The organism is Liquorilactobacillus mali (genome assembly GCF_001437155.1).
Taxonomy (GTDB): Bacteria; Bacillota; Bacilli; order Lactobacillales; family Lactobacillaceae; genus Liquorilactobacillus; species Liquorilactobacillus mali_A.
The window spans coordinates 1-16,104 of the sequence record NZ_JQAR01000010.1; the positions used below are offsets into that span (position 1 = coordinate 1).

Consider the following 16,104-nt stretch of genomic DNA (forward strand, 5'->3'; position numbering starts at 1 on the left):
AAGAGACCCTACACATTTGATTTGTCGAAACTTTGTTCAGTTTTCAAAGGTCTACTTCTAGATATGACACAAGAAATTATTATACACACTATTCATTAAAATGTCAATAAGTTTTTAACTCAAATTGAATTTCAAAATTAATAATTTATTAAAATAACCTCACTATGTACATCCTTATCAAGAATAAAAAGACAAGCAATCTCCTTGACAACAATGAATATCATACCAACTATTTTATATTGCGTCAACAACTTTTTTTATTTTTATTCTCAACACTTTATATTACCAAATAACCTGTATCTTCTATATCATTAAAACCGTCACATCAAAAAGGAGTCAGGCCAAAAGATAGCTTTTGACCTGACTCCACTATTTTATTTAGGTAGACCATGTTCCATAAGTAAGGGTGTTCTACCTAGCCTCGAATTTCACCTGACTAAGCCACACTCCGTACTAGTTTAGTTTAGACGACAAATTCCAAATTACGTCTACTTAATAACCTCTAGTCCATTCATATATGGACGAAGTACTTCTGGTACGGTAACTGAGCCATCCTCATTTTGGCAGTTCTCTATAATCGCCGCCACCGTTCTTCCAACAGCAAGTCCCGAGCCATTCAAGGTATGCACAAATTTCAGCTTGCCGTCTTCATCACGATACTGAATATGTGCCCTTCGTGCCTGAAAGTCTTCACAATTAGAACAGCTTGAAATTTCACGATATACATGCTGTGAAGGCATCCAAACTTCAACATCATGAGTCATTGCTGCAGAAAAGCCCATGTCACCAGTTGAAAGTGTAATCACATGATATGGAAGTCCCAGTTTATCAAGAATATTGCCAGCATTTAAAGTCATTTTTTCTAATTCATCATAAGAATCCTCTGGTTTACAATACTTAACCATTTCAACTTTGTTAAATTGATGCAGTCTTATCAATCCCCTTGTATCTCGACCAGCACTACCGGCTTCTGACCTGAAAGATGGTGATAGTGCAGTAAAGTATACTGGTAAATCTTCATCTGGAATAACTTCATCACGATAATAATTTGTCAAAGGTACTTCGGCGGTAGGAATTAAAGTTAGATCCTGTCCTTCAATCTGAAAAACATCTTCTTTGAATTTTGGGAATTGTCCTGTGCCAAACATTGAAGCTCCATTTACCAAATAAGGTGGCAATACTTCCGTATAACCTTCCTTTGCATGCTCGTCTAACATGAAATTGTAAATAGCACGTTCCAGTCTAGCACCCCATCCTTTGTAATATAAGAATCGACTACCCGAAACTTTTGCTCCACGTTCAAAATCTAAAATTCCGAGTTTCTCTCCTATATCCCAATGTGCCTTTGGTTCAAAGGCAAACTTACGAGGTGTTCCAACAACTTTGATCTCTACATTAGCTGCTTCATCTGGTCCAACAGGAATCGTCGGGTTTGGTAAATTGGGTAGTCTCGCTGCCATATCAAGAACTTTGTCATTCACCACATTAAGCTGCTCATCAAGTTGTTTTATCTCATTACCAACTTCCTTCATTTCAGCAATAGCTGCCCCTGCATCTTCTTTATTTCTCTTCGCTTGAGCAATCGCTTGTGATACTTCATTTCTTTTTTGTTTCAGCGTTTCTGTCTTAACGACCAATTCACGACGAATCTTATCTTGTTCAAGCAGTTCATCAATTGTTTCAGGTTTAACATTGCGTGTTGCCAATCTTGTTTTGACTTCATCTTCATTGAGACGAATCATCTTAATATCTAACATTTGTGCTTCTCCTCCAATTTTTAATTAAAAAAGCCTTCCCATCCCATAATTGGGACGAAAAGACTTCATTCGCGGTACCACCCAAGTTCGATTTCAAAAAAAATCGCACTCAACTAAAATAACGGTCTCCCGTGCAGCATTACCTGCCCACATAACGAACGCTGGAATTTCGACTTCATGGTTCTCACCAACCACCATGTCTCTGAAAGTCTACTTATAGGCGTACTCAAATGTTTTCTGATATTCTCATATATTATCTGTAGACAATAGTAATATTTTTTCAATAGAATTGCAACTATTATTCAACTTTTTTACTTGCAATATCATGCGGTGTCAAATCAACTTCCTGTAGTGGAATCATTTTTGTATGATACTTGATCTTATAATAGAGAAATAGAATCAAAAACAACGGAATACTCATGTAACTGACACCGATTGCCTGCCAGTCCCAGTTAGCAAATGACTTTAAATCTTGTCCGATTATCACCAGTACACACAAAACGAAAGAAAGTAAAGGGCCAAACGGAAACCACTTTGCACGATATCTCAAATTATCCAATGACATTCCTTGCACCTTAAAGGCTTTTCTAAAGCGATAATGTGAAATCGCAATTCCAAGCCAAGCGATAAATCCCGTTAACCCACTCGCACTCAGTAAGAACGAATATATTCTAGTACCATACACACTTGCAAAAAAAGTCAGCAATCCAACTGCAGTTGTTCCCAACAATGCATAGAAGGGAACTCCTCGTGTATTTAATTTATTAAATATTCGCGGAGCATTACCATGATGTGCTAGTGAAAAAAGCATTCTTGTAGAAGCATACATACCTGAATTTGCAGCAGAAATTACTGAAGTAAGGATTACTGCATTCATCACACTTGCAGCAGAAGCTAATCCTGCTCGCTTAAAAACAAGCGTAAATGGACTAATTGCAATATCACTCGCACTTGAGCCTAATAGGTTAGAACTTGTATATGGTATCAAACAAGCAATTACAAAAATCGAAAGAATATAGAATAATAGAATTCTCCAAAATACTTGTTTAATCGCCTTGGGAATGCTCTTTTCAGGTGTAGCCGACTCACCAGCCGTAATCCCAATTAGTTCTGTTCCTTGAAATGAAAAACCCGCTACTACAAAGACACTTAACAGAGTTGGAATTCCTCCAACAAATGGTGCTTTATGATAGACAAAATTTTCAAGTCCTACAGCATGACCACCCATAATGCCAATTATCGTTAAAAAACCAACTACTAAGAAAATAATAACTGTAACTACCTTGATCAGTGACATCCAATACTCAGCCTCTCCAAATGACAAAACTGAAAAAGCATTAATGGCAAATATAATTAACAGAGCAACCATACTGAATATCCATGTAGGAATATGGGGAAACCAAAATTTCATCACTAAGGCAACTGTACTGACATCAACCGCCAGAGTGATTGCCCAATTGAACCAATAATTCCATCCCATTGCAAAGCCAAATGCAGGGTCGACAAATCTACTGGAATATGTTGCAAATGACCCTGTGACCGGCAAGTATGTTGCCATCTCACCTAGGCTAGTCATCAAAAAATAGACCATCACGCCTATACCTATGTAGGCTGCTAAAGCCCCACCAGGTCCTGCAGTACTAATTGCAGAGCCACTTGCAACAAACAGACCAGTTCCAATACTTCCACCAAGGGCAATCATCGATAAATGTCTTGTCTTCAGCGTACGACTAACTTTTCTCGTAACTTTTTTTGCTTCCATTCTTCCTCCTAAATTTTCAAGAGGCAACCAAGCATGTGCTCCAGTCAACTAGCTTTTTAAACATAAATACAACATAAATAAAAAAGTCTTACCGCTAACAGCAGCAAGACTTTTATAATTCATAAGTGTCAATAAAAAGTCATACTCGATAGCTCTCCGTGCAAACCTGCACGACAGTCCCCAACCTCTTAAGCTGAATCCCAACAACCAGCTGTTAAAGCAGCTAATCATTTCGGCAAAATCTCCTTTCACTGCAGCTCATCAACGCTTCAACATCTCACTGCAGTTACTGATATCATTTGCAACCTCTTTTCGATATGACTCAATTATACGCCGTCCCAAATAAAAGACAACACCTATTAAAAATAAGTGTTGCCCTTTCTAAACTAATAATTAATGAATTTGATCTTCTAAAATTTGTGTACCTAATTCGTGATTAAAGCTGTAGTCAACTGGAATATCGACCACAACTGGGCCCTTTGTTGCAAACGCCTTATCTAGAACTGCTTTGAGTTCACTTGCCCTTGTAACTTTCATCCCAGTAGCACCAAAGCTTTCAGCATACTTGGCAAAATCGACTGGCCCAAATTTTACACCAGCATCCTGCCCATACTTAAGCTCCTCTTGGAATTTAACCATATCGAAATTACCATCGTTCCAAATAATGTGCACAATATTTAAGTTAAGGCGAACCGCCGTTTCTAAATCTTGACTAGAAAATAAGAAACCACCATCACCAGAAACTGAGACAATTTGCGTATTTGGTCGAACTAGAGCTGCTGCAATTGCCCATGGCAAAGCAACACCTAGTGTCTGCATACCATTACTGAATAATAAATGACGAGGAGCATAACTTCTAAAATGACGCGCCATCCAAATATAGAAACTACCTACGTCAACGGTCACTGTCATATCATCAGTTATGTGGCTTTGCATCTCACGAATGACACTTAATGGATGATTTAAAATTTGATCGTTTTTAACTGCTGGAGCTTCATCACGTTCTTCAAGCTTAACATGCAAATCTGCCAAGTACTTGCGTGATGTTTTGGGAACCTCGTAGCCCTTCATGTATGGTAACAAGAAATCTAATGTTTGCTCAATATTACCAATTAGCTCGCGCTCAGGTTGGAAATTCTTATCTATTTGAGATTCGATTGTATCAATAACTACAATGTTTGCATCCCCAGTAGCATTCCAGTTTCTTGGTTCATATTCAATTGGATCATAACCAATTGCAACAACTAAGTCACTCTTTTTAAGTAAACGGTCACCTGGCTGATTGCGGAATAACCCAACACGACCAAAGAAATCATTCTCCATATCACGGGGAATAATTCCTGCTCCTTGGAATGTTTCAACAACTGGTAAGTGTGTCTCTGCAATCAATGCTCGAATTGCCTTTGTTGCCTCTGGAGACGACGCACGCATCCCAACAAGCAAAACAGGCATTTGAGCCGCCTTGATTCTTTGTGCGAGTAATGTAGACTCAACTGGACTCGCTGGTCCTAACTTGGGTGCAATCAACGGTTTGATTACCTTTGTATTCACTTCAGAGTCAACAACATCTTGAGGTACAGAAACGAACCCTGCTCCCTGTTTTCCTGCCTCTGCTTCACGATAAGCGTTAGCAACAACTTCAGAAATATTGTCAGGATCTTGCACTTCAGCACTATATTTTGTAATTGGTGCAAACAAAGCTGCATTGTCCATACTTTGATGTGTTAAGCGAAGTAAATCAGTTCTTTGAACCTGTCCTGAAATAGCTAAAACTGGATCTCCTTCAGCTGTTGCAGTAACAAGACCAGTTGCAAGGTTACTTGCACCAGGCCCTGAAGTCGTCAATACGACACCTGGTTTGCCAGTAATACGACCAATACCTGCAGCCATAAATGCAGCATTTTGCTCATGACGAGTTAAAATTAGTTTTGGTGCTTTTGAATTAGTTGGATGTTCAAGTCTTTCAAACACACGGTCAATTTTTGCACCAGGGATACCAAATACATATTCAACATCATGATTTGCAAGACTGTCAATTAATGCGTCGGCACCATAATATTTTTCCTTGTCTTCCATTGTAGTAAAACTCCTTCTCAATCAAATCATATTGACTTGTCTACATCACTAGTAAATGATGCTAGTAAATTCAAGAATTATGATAGCATTAGGGGCTGTTAAATACTAGTTTGTTTTTTTCTTGTGAATAAAATAATTATTATTTATGTAAGCAATTACTTGTACTTATGGAATTATATAGATTAAAAAAATATGCTTTGTTAAAAATGTAACTTTGAAAAAAACCGCACCCAATTACCCTTTTATCTCAATATTTAATATCCTTCAACAGGTCTCCCAGTTCTTGATTTTTTGTCACATCAGGATCATTCCAATCAACAAGCTTAAATTGTCGATTATCAAAAGTTTCTATGATGATATCGTAAACCGTTTTTTCACTTAAATATTCACACCATCGTTTATCAGCTTCTTGAAAAATTTCATCAATCACGTGTGTTGCTTCATGCGATATTGGCAAGAAGTCCTTAAAAACCAAGTCAAGAAAGCCTAATTCAGGATATGTCTTTATGTTTCCCTCAGTCGCATTCACAATTTGGAGCAAAGTTATCTCTTTTGGATCCTTTGCCAAAGAAAATCCGCCGCTATTTCCAGAAACAGATGTTATTAAACCTGCAACTACTAATTTACGCATTATTTTTTGCAAATAAGTTTGCGAACCCTTTATCCTTTCGTGAATCATCTGCGATGACAGTGGTATATCTCTTTTTTGAGTTGCTAAAAGTGCAATAATACACGCTGCCTGCTCAAAGCCCTTGGTTAACTGCATATTCAACTTCTCCTTTTCTTAAAATTTTTTCATAAGCTATTACTTTATCGTTCATTAGTTGTGTATCAAAATATGGAACATCAATGATTGAAGAGACTGAAAATCCTACCTTTTCCAGCACACGCTGTGATGCAATATTCTGGTTAGTGACGTATGCCTCAATTACATCTATCTCCATTTTGTTATTCTTAATCCATTCAACTAGCAATATCAGTGCTTCAGACATATAACCCTTATTCCAATACTTATTATTGAGAGCATACCCTATTGCCACTCGTTTTTCAGTTTGTTTCGCAAAATCAAGTCCCTGTTCATATAAACAAACATTTCCAATAACTTTACCAGTTTTCAGAATTATTACCCAAGCTAGATCATTATCAAGTTCAGCGTAGAAATCCTTAGCTGCCGAATAATTCCCGCTTTGAATAAAGCCAGCTGCTTGAGCGACCTCTTTTTGAGAGCTGTACTCATATAAATCATCAACATCACCAAGTTGAACATGCCTTAATAGTATTTTATTTCCACTGATCATCACTAATTCTCCGATACTGGATATAGTTTATCTACTGCTTCTTATTGAAAGTATAACTCATATCACGCTTTGATTGGGGTAAAATTAGTAGTAAAAGTAACAAAAAGTCTCCAAACCCAAACAAAAATTTCATAAGTATCAAGATTCCTGGTAAACTGCAGTCATGAAGACGCCTTATTTGAGCAGTTGTAATTGAAATATAAATCAAAGTCATCCACAGGCTTATTGCGATTCGTTCTGTCAAATCTACAACGGCAGGATTAATTTCATTCACAATTACAAGTACTTCACCCAACACCAAGCCAAATACCAATGACAGTGCAAACATGCCCGCAATTGACCACCAAAAGTCAGCTCTTCCCATTCTTTTTTGCAATACAAACATGTCTTTAATCATTAATTTCGTAGAAACAAAAATTCCGGGTTTTTCACTTTCATTCAGTGATAATTTTTTCTCCTTTGTCTCATCCGAATTTGGCCGTACTTTTTCCGCTGCTGCTTTTTCTGAAAAACTTTTTACATCAATAAAGGCTTGATCCTTCCCACAATATACGCAATAATTTGCATTAACTGGTATATCTTTTTTACAAAATTTACATTTTTTTGCTTCAAACCCATCTTCAAAAATTGCCTGTTTTGTTCCACAATGATTGCAATAATGTTCATTTTCCTCAATACTGTATCCGCAACTTTGACATTTCATTAATTAAACCACCTTGCCCCTTCTTTGGCATACACATCAATTAATTCGTTTGTTTCACCATTTTTAATTTTACTACAGTTTTTATTTCTTATATTTTTAAATATTAACAAAAGTATTATCTTCATACCAAATCTTACCAAACATACATCATTTACACATGCTTTCCAATCAATAAATTGTTTTTAAACCGATGTCAGTACTTATTTATTCGTAATTGTTTCATATTTACACCAATATAAGCCCTTTTCTTATTATTTTCTTAATTGGTCATAACTATTATTCTCTGTTAAAATTATAACTGTTAATTCATCAGAGGAGATGAAATATTGTGGTCAAAGAGCCAGAAGTAAAGCGCTCAGAAGTAAACAAAAGAAAAAGGCAAGCTGCTAAACCACGGAAACATAAATATTTTACGGCATTTCTATTTGTTTTCGTTGTTCTGCTTGGAATTTTCTTTCTGTATCTAGGACATCTCTATAAGGATGCCCAAAAAATGACGACCAAAATATACAGCTCAAGCAAGATAACAAAAGCTCGAAATACTCAAAATTTATTAAAAGAAGGTAAACCTATTTCCATTCTACTGATGGGAACAGATACTGGAGCTGTTGGCCGGAGTTTCAAGGGCAGGACTGATACCATGATTGTCCTAACATTAAATCCGCAAAAAAAGAAAATGACAATCGTTAGTCTTCCACGTGATGCCCTTGTTGCAGTGACAGGATATAAGCAATATTATCCCAGTAAGTTAAATTCAGCGTATGATTATGGCGGCTCCGGTACCGCAGTTAAAACCGTTCAAAATTATTTAAATATCCCCATTGACTTCTATGCAACAATTAACATGGGTGGACTTGAAAACATGGTCAACGCTGTTGGTGGCATTACTATCAAGCCTATCTTGACTTTTTCATACGATGGACATTCATTCGTTAAAAATAAAAAAACGCATATGAATGGCAGTGCAGCTCTTGCATACGTTAGAATGCGTCATTCTGATCCATTAGGAGATTATGGACGGCAACAAAGACAGCGCCAAGTCTTAACGAAAGTTGCTCAGAATGGGACAAAATTAAAATCTCTCTTGAAAGAACGTTTCTTCAAAGAGATTCAGAAACAGCTAAAAACAGATATTACATTCAACGACATGATAATGCTGGCACTTAAATATCGCGTTGCAACACGTAATATGACTTCAGATCACTTGCAAGGCGAGGCTGATTTGGTATCAGGCATATCCTTTGAAGCAGTTCCAGAAACTGAAAAGCAACGAATTACAAACTTGATTCGCTCTTCACTTAATCTTGAAACTGCAACAACTGGTAATACTTTACTAAATTCAAGTAGCATAAATACGACTGAAAAATAACATACTGCCGCATATAAAAGGGACTGGATCAAAAGCAGAATTTTGATCTAGTCCCTTTATTATTCCGTGTAACGTGTACTATGACTCACATTATCCGTTTGATTTTAAGCTAGTGCTCAAGTTTTATCACCTTATATCACACTTTATTTTTAATAATACACTCTAAACCTGTTCGAATTTCTTTTGGCGAAGTTCAATGATCGAATCACACTTTTGAGCAACATCAAATTCATGAGTTACGATAACCACACATTTATTTTGTTCATGCGCAATTTGTTTGAACAACTCCAGTACATCATTTGTACTATTTTCGTCAAGATTACCTGTTGGTTCATCGGCCACTACGAATCTTGAATCACAACACATCGTACGTGCAATTGCCACTCTTTGCTGCTGCCCACCAGATAATTTCGTTACCTTTCTTTTGGCATTATCTTCATCAATGCCAATCTTATCAAGTAAGGACAAAGCATACTTTTTATCACCTGCATGCTTGGCACCAGTAATTGCCATTGCACATAATAAATTATCAAGCGCAGACATGTATGTTAATAGATTATATGATTGAAATACCATCGAGACGCATTTTTTTCGATAGTTCATCAAACCAATCTTCTTCAGTTCTTCTCCTTCAAATTCAACCGTACCGCTTTTAGGAGTGTCAAGCCCAGCAATCAACGACAAGAATGTTGTTTTACCAGAACCGCTCTTTCCGATTATCGCGTACAGCTTTCCAGCATCAAATTGTAAATTAATATCTTCAAAGAGCTTTTCATCAGCATTGTCATACCAATATGCCAAATTTTTTGTTGTAATCATATTCTGCCTCCTATAATATCAAAATTTTCTTTGGTTCTAATCGTAAGACATTGACGGTTCCTGCTAAAATGGCAATCAGGATAATTATTAATCCGAAGCCAAACAACTCAAATATTGACATCATATTGACTGATACTTCTAAGTTAGATAAGCTACTCTGTTGACTTCCAACACTCTGGCCTTGTTGTGTAGCACCTCCACCGCCTGGCATACCACCTTGGGTTGGTGCGCCACCTTGGCTTTGGCCTTGACCACTGCTAACCGTCATCGTGCTTGTTGTAGAAGATGTAGATTGCGAGACGAGTTCCTTAGACATGTAATTTCCAACAAATCCTCCACCAATTACCGCAATAATCGTCGAGAATATTAAGACAACAAACATTTCTGTGAAGAATTGAGAAATAACTTTCCATCTCTTCTCACCCATTGAAAGCAAAACTCCGATTTCGTATCTTCTTTCCCGAATCATTAAAATAACAATCAATGCAAGAATAATTGTACCTGCAATACTTACTAACCATACAATCTTGTTGGCAAATGATTTAACATTGTTTAGCGGTGTCAACAATGATTGATAAGTGCTGTCATCAGTTGTCAGTGAAAATTTGCTTGTGCTAATCAGTTTTTTAGCTTGTTTAATGAATGTACTTGCTTTGGCAGGATTATTCATTGTAAAGGTTACTGATTCTGCTTTACCAGTCGTTCCCTTAACTTTATTGACGTATTGTGCCGACGTGTAAATTGTGTTGCCTGGATCAGATTGTCCCATTCCGCCTGTGCTGGCAGTATTGGATGCTTTATATATCCCAACAACTTTCAAAGTACGAACCTTATCGTTCGTATCTTTAACTTTAATTGTTGAACCGACTTTTAAACTATTGTCCTTTGCTAATTCTTTTTCAATAACAACATTATTAGTATCAGCATCGCTGACTGTTAATCCGCGTCCAGAAACCAACTTTGCACTGCTGCTCGATAGGATAGTTGAAGTACTTGAAACTCCAGAAAGTGTAATGTCACCTTGACTAGAACTTGAACTTTGTGACTTGCTGTTCCCACCCATTGATGGTCCCTGATTACTTGAAGATGTCGTTATTGCAGTAAATGATTTTGCATTTACAGTTGTGCTATTCGTGACATTATAGCTTTTAACATAACTAGACTTAGCTATCTTTTTAGCTGTAGCAATGCTGACGCTTGGTAAACTCAAAGTTGTCGGCTTAGACTTGCTCTTTCTTGTCTTCTTGAAAGCTTGTTCTCTGTTAGCGGTCAATGTAACCGTAGCATTTGAACTTTCTTTAGCTGTTGCAATTGCACTCTTTGCCGCGTTTTGAATAATGATCCCAGATAATACAAATAATAATATTGCTGACATTACTAAGAGAAGTAATATCGATCTGCCTTTTTTCTCTTTAATGTTGAGAAAAGCTCTTTTGATAAAATTCATTCTTTCGCCTCCATGTTTAAAGTGCCATAACACAATTTTTTGGCAGCTTCCTCCATTTTTTGTCTTATGCCTTACTAGTTGTTTCAGAAATTGTTTTCCTGCACTTCATTAATATTAATTGGAAGTTGTGAATAATTTTAGAATATTTCCCGACAAAAGATTCCATTAAATTTGTTAATATCGTGAACTTCTTTTTCCAAATAAAAAGGAAGTGCGACATAAGTCAATAAAATTTGAATACTAATACGAAATCACTCATTACACATATTTTGCTGTAAGTCATTCGCAATTAAACAAAGAACTTTGACTTATGGAACACCTCTATACGAAGTAAATAAAGGAGCTGGGTCAGAATATAGCCCTTGACCCGGCTCCCTTATAAGTTAACATTTAATGCTTTACAGTAATTCTAAAGTATGTTCTAGCGGCCAATTCTGAGACGAAAAATCCCATAGCAATTGCTCCAGCAATCATCGCAACTTGTACCAAATTACTAATTGCCGCCAAGTCATTCCCAACGGCAAAATTGCGCACAGCCTTGTATGCCTGCCCACCAGGAACCAGTGGAACAAGGCTTGGAATATTGAACAAAATCATTGGCATTTTTAACCTACGAGCCATAAAGATTGAACTAAGCCCTATCGCTAAAGCAGCCACCGCATTAGCCAGCATTGTCCCCCCATTGGCCATCTTAATCACCAGATAGGTCACCCAGCCTAAGACCCCTACCCAACCGCAAGAATTAAGTGCTCTATGTGGAATATTAACAATAATGCCAAAACCAATTGTTGCTAAATAACTACAAATTATCTGTATTATCATCATATTGCACTCTCCTCATAAGAAACGGAAAACAAAAGCAATTCCCATGCCTATTGCGCAAGCACTTAGAAGTGCCTCCATCGCACGGGCCATTCCACTAAGAAAATGCCCAGCAAATACATCCCGAACCGCGTTGGTGATTGGTACTCCAGGTACCAGCGGCATTACACCACCAATAGTAATCATCCCAATCCGTGACCCTAATTGCAGCCGAACAAATAAAACAGCTATAACTCCTATAAGAAAAGACGCCAAAAATTCACTAACAAACCTGATTTTAAGTCGGTTATTAATTAGATAATAACAGCTGTATCCAAGCCCCCCTGCAAAAGCTGTCGCAATTATATCACGCCAAGATCCGCCATACATTATCATCAGAGTTACACTCACAATCACGGCGGCTATCAGTTGTAACCAAAAAGAAAAAAACGGTGTTGAAATATTTAGTTTTACCAAGTTGTTGCGGAATTCGTTCAACGAGATTTGTCCGTCCTGAAAAGCTCTCGAATTCTGATTAACTAAAGAAACCTTCTCTAGATCAATCGTCCTCTTTTGAATAGGTTCGACCTGCGCAGCTGCTTGCTTTGGAATTGACATTAAAATTCCTGTAGTTGTTTCAAAAATCTTTGGATTATCAATTCCTGCATTACGTGCAATTCGTGTTAGCGTATCATCGACCCTAGCCATATCTGCACCATTTTCAATCATGATCTTTCCTGCCATTAAAATTGTTTCAATAATAAGATCGTTTTTAGTCACAAACTTCACAACCTTTTTGGGAGAATTATCTAATACAATTATAAAAATTGCAATTACTTTTTTAAATTAAAATAAGTAATTATTAGGCTGATGATTGTAAATACCAATACCAATAAAACTATTGTTTCAAACAATAATCCATATGAAAACATTTCAACTATCACACCGCCTAATAAAGGACCGACCGCATGACCGGTTGAAGCTGCAATACTAACAAATCCTTGATATTTTCCTCTTTCAGAATCGCTACTCAGGTTTGCAACGATTGCTGGAATAACTGGGAATGCAATTACTTCACCAAATGTTACTATTATCATTGAAATCATAAAATGTAGATAGTCTTTCGCAAAAATCAAAGATGCAAAAGCAATCACAAACATTACATAACCTAGATATACTTTCTTGAAATCATTTATTCCGTACCTTTTGTCAAGAAAACTGATAATTGGCTGTCCAACTACCACAATTATTCCATTAACTGTCCATAAGTAACTGTACTTATTTAATCCAATTCCTAATGTTTGCATGTAAACAGACAGATTTGACTGCCACTGTGCGTACCCCATTTGAATCATTAAATACGTTAGCAATATTCCGCTGATGATAAGAATACTCCTGTTTGCTGTCTTTTGAGATATTTCTCCTTCAACTGAGCTTTTGTCCTTCTCAATTTTGATATTTTCAAACACGTATTTTGTCGAAGCAATTACAAAGAAAACTATGTACAATAAAAGTGTCACAACGAAAATATATCTAATGTTTAATTTGACGATGAAACCTACGATTAATGTTCCTAATACAACCCCAATATTCGCCATAAAATACATCATGTTGAACACATAACTTGCTTCGTGGTTCTTAATGGACGCGGCTAAAGCATTAATAATCGTATTTGCAATCGCTCCAGCGAAACCATTAACAATCAATAGTACTGGATATGCCGGCCATTTATTGAAAAAGACCAATAATAACAGTGCAGCAATCGAAACCGTAATTGAAAATAGCATCCAAAAACGTCCACGGCCTTGGTCATATATGTACCCACCGATATAACTTCCACCAATCATAATTAGTGACTCTATAAATAAAACCATTCCTGCAAGTGCCAAGGATTTACCCAAATAGTCGTGCATATATACGGTTGTGAGCGGCCAAATGAAACTTGTTCCAGTACTTGAAATCAGGTTTCCAATTAGCAGCCATCTTAATTTTAAATTTTTCATCTCTCTCCTAACAAAAAAAACCGAAGCGAGACTGCTGTCTCGCTTCGGTTGCTTTTCGACTTTAAATTAGTCTTTTGTAACGTTAACTGCTTGTGGTCCGCGGTCGCTTTCTTCAACATCGAAAGTAACATGTTGGCCTTCATCTAAAGTTTTGAAACCGTCGCCTTGGATAGCTGAGAAATGAACGAATACATCGCTACCATCTTCGCGAGTAATAAAACCAAAACCTTTGTCTGCATTAAACCACTTTACTGTACCTTGTTCCATGAATAAACTCCTCCTTGTGCCTATCAGGCACTATCTAATAATAGTTGTAATTCTTGATCGGCACAAATGGGGAAAGTTATTTGAAACATTCTAACCACGGTAACCTATACAAAAATACACCCTTAGTATATCATGCCATCTTAAAAAAAGATAGTGCAGTATCACTATTTTACAAAAATATAGTGTGCTGCTTTAAAGCTAACGCTCATTTCCTGCCCTGTTTCTGTAATCATAATCTTAATTGGTCCTTCAAAAGGAGAATGTCCTATTATTTTTAGCTCATCACCAATTTGCAGTTCAATATCATCTAAGTAAGTCAATAAATCATGATTATCAATGAAACGTTCGATTTTCACTACTTCTCCATCTTTTGCTTCAGCCAAAACGTTGTGTCCATCTTCCTTATAATCACCATTTTTATTTGGAATCACGCCGCCATGCGGACAATGTGTCGGATGATTTAAGAAAGCATCTAAATGCTCCATTAAGTTCTCACTAGCAATATGCTCGAGTACTTCAGCATCAGAATGAACATCTTGTAATTTATAGCCCAGTGCAGATACCAGAAATGTCTCCCATAAGCGATGTCTTCGTACTAATTCTTCTGCAACCTTAATGCCCTCTTTAGTTAAAGAAATTCCTGCGTAAGGTGTATGTACAGCCAAGCCATCTTTAACTAATTTTGCCACCATTTCAGTGACAGACCCAGCCGCAACATTCAGGCTTAATGAAATCTGCTTATTTGAGACCTTTTTTTGAGTCCCACCCAATTCAAAAATGATTTTTAAATAGTCTTCTTTTTTTGGTGTCAAACAGTTCCACTCCTTTAGCACCTTATAATTATGTTAATGCACTCATGCTACATTATAGCAAAAAAAAATTACCCTGCCAAAATAATATAAATATTTCCTTATCAAAGTACACTATTTTTTCAAAGCTTGCCGCATATCTTCAGGCAAATCACACTCAATCTCAATATATTTTTGTGTGAATGGATCTAAAAATTTTAGTTTAAATGCATGCAATGCTTGTCTCGTTATCCTATCTAGATTACCAGCATACAATTCATCTCCGAGTAAAGAATGACCAATTGAGTTAAAGTGCACTCTAATCTGATGTGTTCTCCCTGTATGGAGCTTCACCAATACTAGTGAATTATCACTGGTACGTTCTCTCACCCAATATTCGGTAACAGCTTTTTTCCCTCCAGCCATAACTTCTCTGCGTATGTTGGAACCCTTCCTTCCAATCGGCCTATTAATAATTGCATGTTCTGATGACAAATGGCCCTCAACAATTGCTAAATAATATTTTTCAAAGTCTTTGCGATCAATCTTATCGATCATTCCTTGGGCGACTTTATTCTTGGCAATTAAAACAATCCCGCTCGTAAAACGATCAAGTCTTGTAATAATATGTGGTACTAGGTCATCCGAACCGGATTCAACTAAGTAGCCTTTTACATAATTGACAAGTGTTGTTTCTCGATTACTTGGCCCAGGAACAGTCGTCATCCCAGCTGTCTTATTAACAATCAGCCAATTCTTGTCCTCATATAATATTGTGAGTTTGCCTTGAGCCGCCACTATGTCATCATTATTTTCATTTGGTAGTTTCAAGGTTACCACCTGACCACAAGGCACTATTGTTGTTATTTTACTAAGCCTTTCACCAACCAATACTTCTCCTTTTCCACGTCTGATTTGACTCAAAAGACGTTGGCTTATTCCATTAGCCAGTAACAGTTTCTTAACAGTCTGCTTAGCTTCGTTATTTACCCATGTATAATTCATTAACTAAAT

Annotated in this window: 15 protein-coding genes and 1 riboswitch; of the genes, 1 reads left to right on the forward strand and 14 read right to left on the reverse strand. The window is 36.9% G+C overall.

Features of this window, described 5'->3' with window-relative positions:
* Positions 1-488: 488 nt before the first annotated feature.
* The 6 genes from serS to IV36_RS05850 form a co-directional block, all read right to left on the reverse strand.
* Entirely contained in the window at positions 489-1,757 is a 1,269-nt protein-coding gene (serS, locus tag IV36_RS05825) for a serine--tRNA ligase (protein WP_056991243.1), read from the reverse strand.
* 298 nt (positions 1,758-2,055) lie between these two features.
* The gene (locus IV36_RS05830; protein ID WP_056991245.1) at positions 2,056-3,519 is read right to left on the reverse strand and encodes an amino acid permease; all 1,464 of its coding nucleotides are present in this window, start codon (positions 3,517-3,519) and stop codon (positions 2,056-2,058) included.
* A gap of 141 nt (positions 3,520-3,660) precedes the next feature.
* Positions 3,661-3,838: riboswitch (Lysine riboswitch) on the reverse strand.
* Between the two features lie 74 nt (positions 3,839-3,912).
* Positions 3,913-5,595: an acetolactate synthase AlsS gene (alsS, locus tag IV36_RS05835; RefSeq protein WP_056991246.1), complete on the reverse strand. Its 1,683-nt coding sequence runs from the start codon at positions 5,593-5,595 to the stop codon at positions 3,913-3,915.
* A 247-nt stretch (positions 5,596-5,842) separates the two neighbouring features.
* Positions 5,843-6,361, reverse strand: a complete 519-nt coding sequence (locus IV36_RS05840; RefSeq protein ID WP_003689176.1) for an Rrf2 family transcriptional regulator — start codon at positions 6,359-6,361, stop codon at positions 5,843-5,845.
* Positions 6,339-6,893, reverse strand: coding sequence for a GNAT family N-acetyltransferase (locus tag IV36_RS05845; RefSeq protein WP_056991248.1), 555 nt, complete (start codon positions 6,891-6,893; stop codon positions 6,339-6,341). The genes IV36_RS05840 and IV36_RS05845 overlap by 23 nt, the downstream gene beginning before the upstream one ends.
* A 31-nt stretch (positions 6,894-6,924) precedes the next feature.
* Entirely contained in the window at positions 6,925-7,596 is a 672-nt protein-coding gene (locus IV36_RS05850) for a zinc-ribbon domain-containing protein (protein ID WP_056991249.1), read from the reverse strand.
* Positions 7,597-7,924: 328 nt separating this feature from the next.
* Here IV36_RS05850 and IV36_RS05855 point away from each other — a divergent pair, with 328 nt between their 5' ends.
* Positions 7,925-8,965: an LCP family glycopolymer transferase gene (locus IV36_RS05855; protein WP_056991250.1), complete on the forward strand. Its 1,041-nt coding sequence runs from the start codon at positions 7,925-7,927 to the stop codon at positions 8,963-8,965.
* Between the two features lie 162 nt (positions 8,966-9,127).
* Here the strand turns inward: IV36_RS05855 and IV36_RS05860 are convergent, their stop codons facing one another.
* The 8 genes from IV36_RS05860 to IV36_RS05895 form a co-directional block, all read right to left on the reverse strand.
* A complete protein-coding gene (locus IV36_RS05860) occupies positions 9,128-9,784 on the reverse strand; it encodes an ABC transporter ATP-binding protein (protein ID WP_056991252.1) in 657 nt (218 codons plus the stop codon).
* Positions 9,785-9,794: 10 nt separating this feature from the next.
* A complete protein-coding gene (locus tag IV36_RS05865) occupies positions 9,795-11,231 on the reverse strand; it encodes an ABC transporter permease (RefSeq protein WP_056991254.1) in 1,437 nt (478 codons plus the stop codon).
* 390 nt (positions 11,232-11,621) lie between these two features.
* Complete coding sequence (locus tag IV36_RS05870) at positions 11,622-12,056, reverse strand: threonine/serine exporter family protein (protein ID WP_056991256.1); 435 nt, start codon at positions 12,054-12,056, stop codon at positions 11,622-11,624.
* A 12-nt stretch (positions 12,057-12,068) separates the two neighbouring features.
* Positions 12,069-12,776 carry a threonine/serine exporter family protein gene (locus IV36_RS05875; RefSeq protein ID WP_056991323.1) on the reverse strand — a complete coding sequence of 236 codons (708 nt, stop codon included), beginning with the start codon at positions 12,774-12,776 and terminating at the stop codon, positions 12,069-12,071.
* Between the two features lie 89 nt (positions 12,777-12,865).
* Positions 12,866-14,035 (reverse strand): MDR family MFS transporter, encoded by a 1,170-nt coding sequence (locus tag IV36_RS05880; protein WP_056991258.1) that lies wholly within the window; start codon positions 14,033-14,035, stop codon positions 12,866-12,868.
* 66 nt (positions 14,036-14,101) lie between these two features.
* Positions 14,102-14,302, reverse strand: a complete 201-nt coding sequence (locus IV36_RS05885) for a cold-shock protein (RefSeq protein ID WP_003689193.1) — start codon at positions 14,300-14,302, stop codon at positions 14,102-14,104.
* A gap of 164 nt (positions 14,303-14,466) precedes the next feature.
* Positions 14,467-15,114 (reverse strand): metal-dependent transcriptional regulator, encoded by a 648-nt coding sequence (locus tag IV36_RS05890; protein ID WP_056991260.1) that lies wholly within the window; start codon positions 15,112-15,114, stop codon positions 14,467-14,469.
* 111 nt (positions 15,115-15,225) lie between these two features.
* Entirely contained in the window at positions 15,226-16,095 is an 870-nt protein-coding gene (locus tag IV36_RS05895; RefSeq protein WP_056991261.1) for an RluA family pseudouridine synthase, read from the reverse strand.
* Between the last annotated feature and the right edge of the window lie 9 nt (positions 16,096-16,104).

Excerpts from the sequence above, each read along its gene's own strand:
- IV36_RS05860 (WP_056991252.1), bottom strand. The coding sequence starts at position 9,784 with ATGATTACAACAAAAAATTTGGCATATTGGTATGACAATGCTGATGAA.
- IV36_RS05895 (WP_056991261.1), bottom strand. The coding sequence starts at position 16,095 with ATGAATTATACATGGGTAAATAACGAAGCTAAGCAGACTGTTAAGAAA.
- IV36_RS05830 (WP_056991245.1), bottom strand. The coding sequence starts at position 3,519 with ATGGAAGCAAAAAAAGTTACGAGAAAAGTTAGTCGTACGCTGAAGACA.
- IV36_RS05845 (WP_056991248.1), bottom strand. The coding sequence starts at position 6,893 with ATGATCAGTGGAAATAAAATACTATTAAGGCATGTTCAACTTGGTGAT.
- alsS (WP_056991246.1), bottom strand. The coding sequence starts at position 5,595 with ATGGAAGACAAGGAAAAATATTATGGTGCCGACGCATTAATTGACAGT.
- IV36_RS05885 (WP_003689193.1), bottom strand. The coding sequence starts at position 14,302 with ATGGAACAAGGTACAGTAAAGTGGTTTAATGCAGACAAAGGTTTTGGT.
- IV36_RS05865 (WP_056991254.1), bottom strand. The coding sequence starts at position 11,231 with ATGAATTTTATCAAAAGAGCTTTTCTCAACATTAAAGAGAAAAAAGGC.
- IV36_RS05880 (WP_056991258.1), bottom strand. The coding sequence starts at position 14,035 with ATGAAAAATTTAAAATTAAGATGGCTGCTAATTGGAAACCTGATTTCA.
- serS (WP_056991243.1), bottom strand. The coding sequence starts at position 1,757 with ATGTTAGATATTAAGATGATTCGTCTCAATGAAGATGAAGTCAAAACA.
- IV36_RS05850 (WP_056991249.1), bottom strand. The coding sequence starts at position 7,596 with ATGAAATGTCAAAGTTGCGGATACAGTATTGAGGAAAATGAACATTAT.
- IV36_RS05875 (WP_056991323.1), bottom strand. The coding sequence starts at position 12,776 with ATGGCAGGAAAGATCATGATTGAAAATGGTGCAGATATGGCTAGGGTC.
- IV36_RS05870 (WP_056991256.1), bottom strand. The coding sequence starts at position 12,056 with ATGATGATAATACAGATAATTTGTAGTTATTTAGCAACAATTGGTTTT.
- IV36_RS05840 (WP_003689176.1), bottom strand. The coding sequence starts at position 6,361 with ATGCAGTTAACCAAGGGCTTTGAGCAGGCAGCGTGTATTATTGCACTT.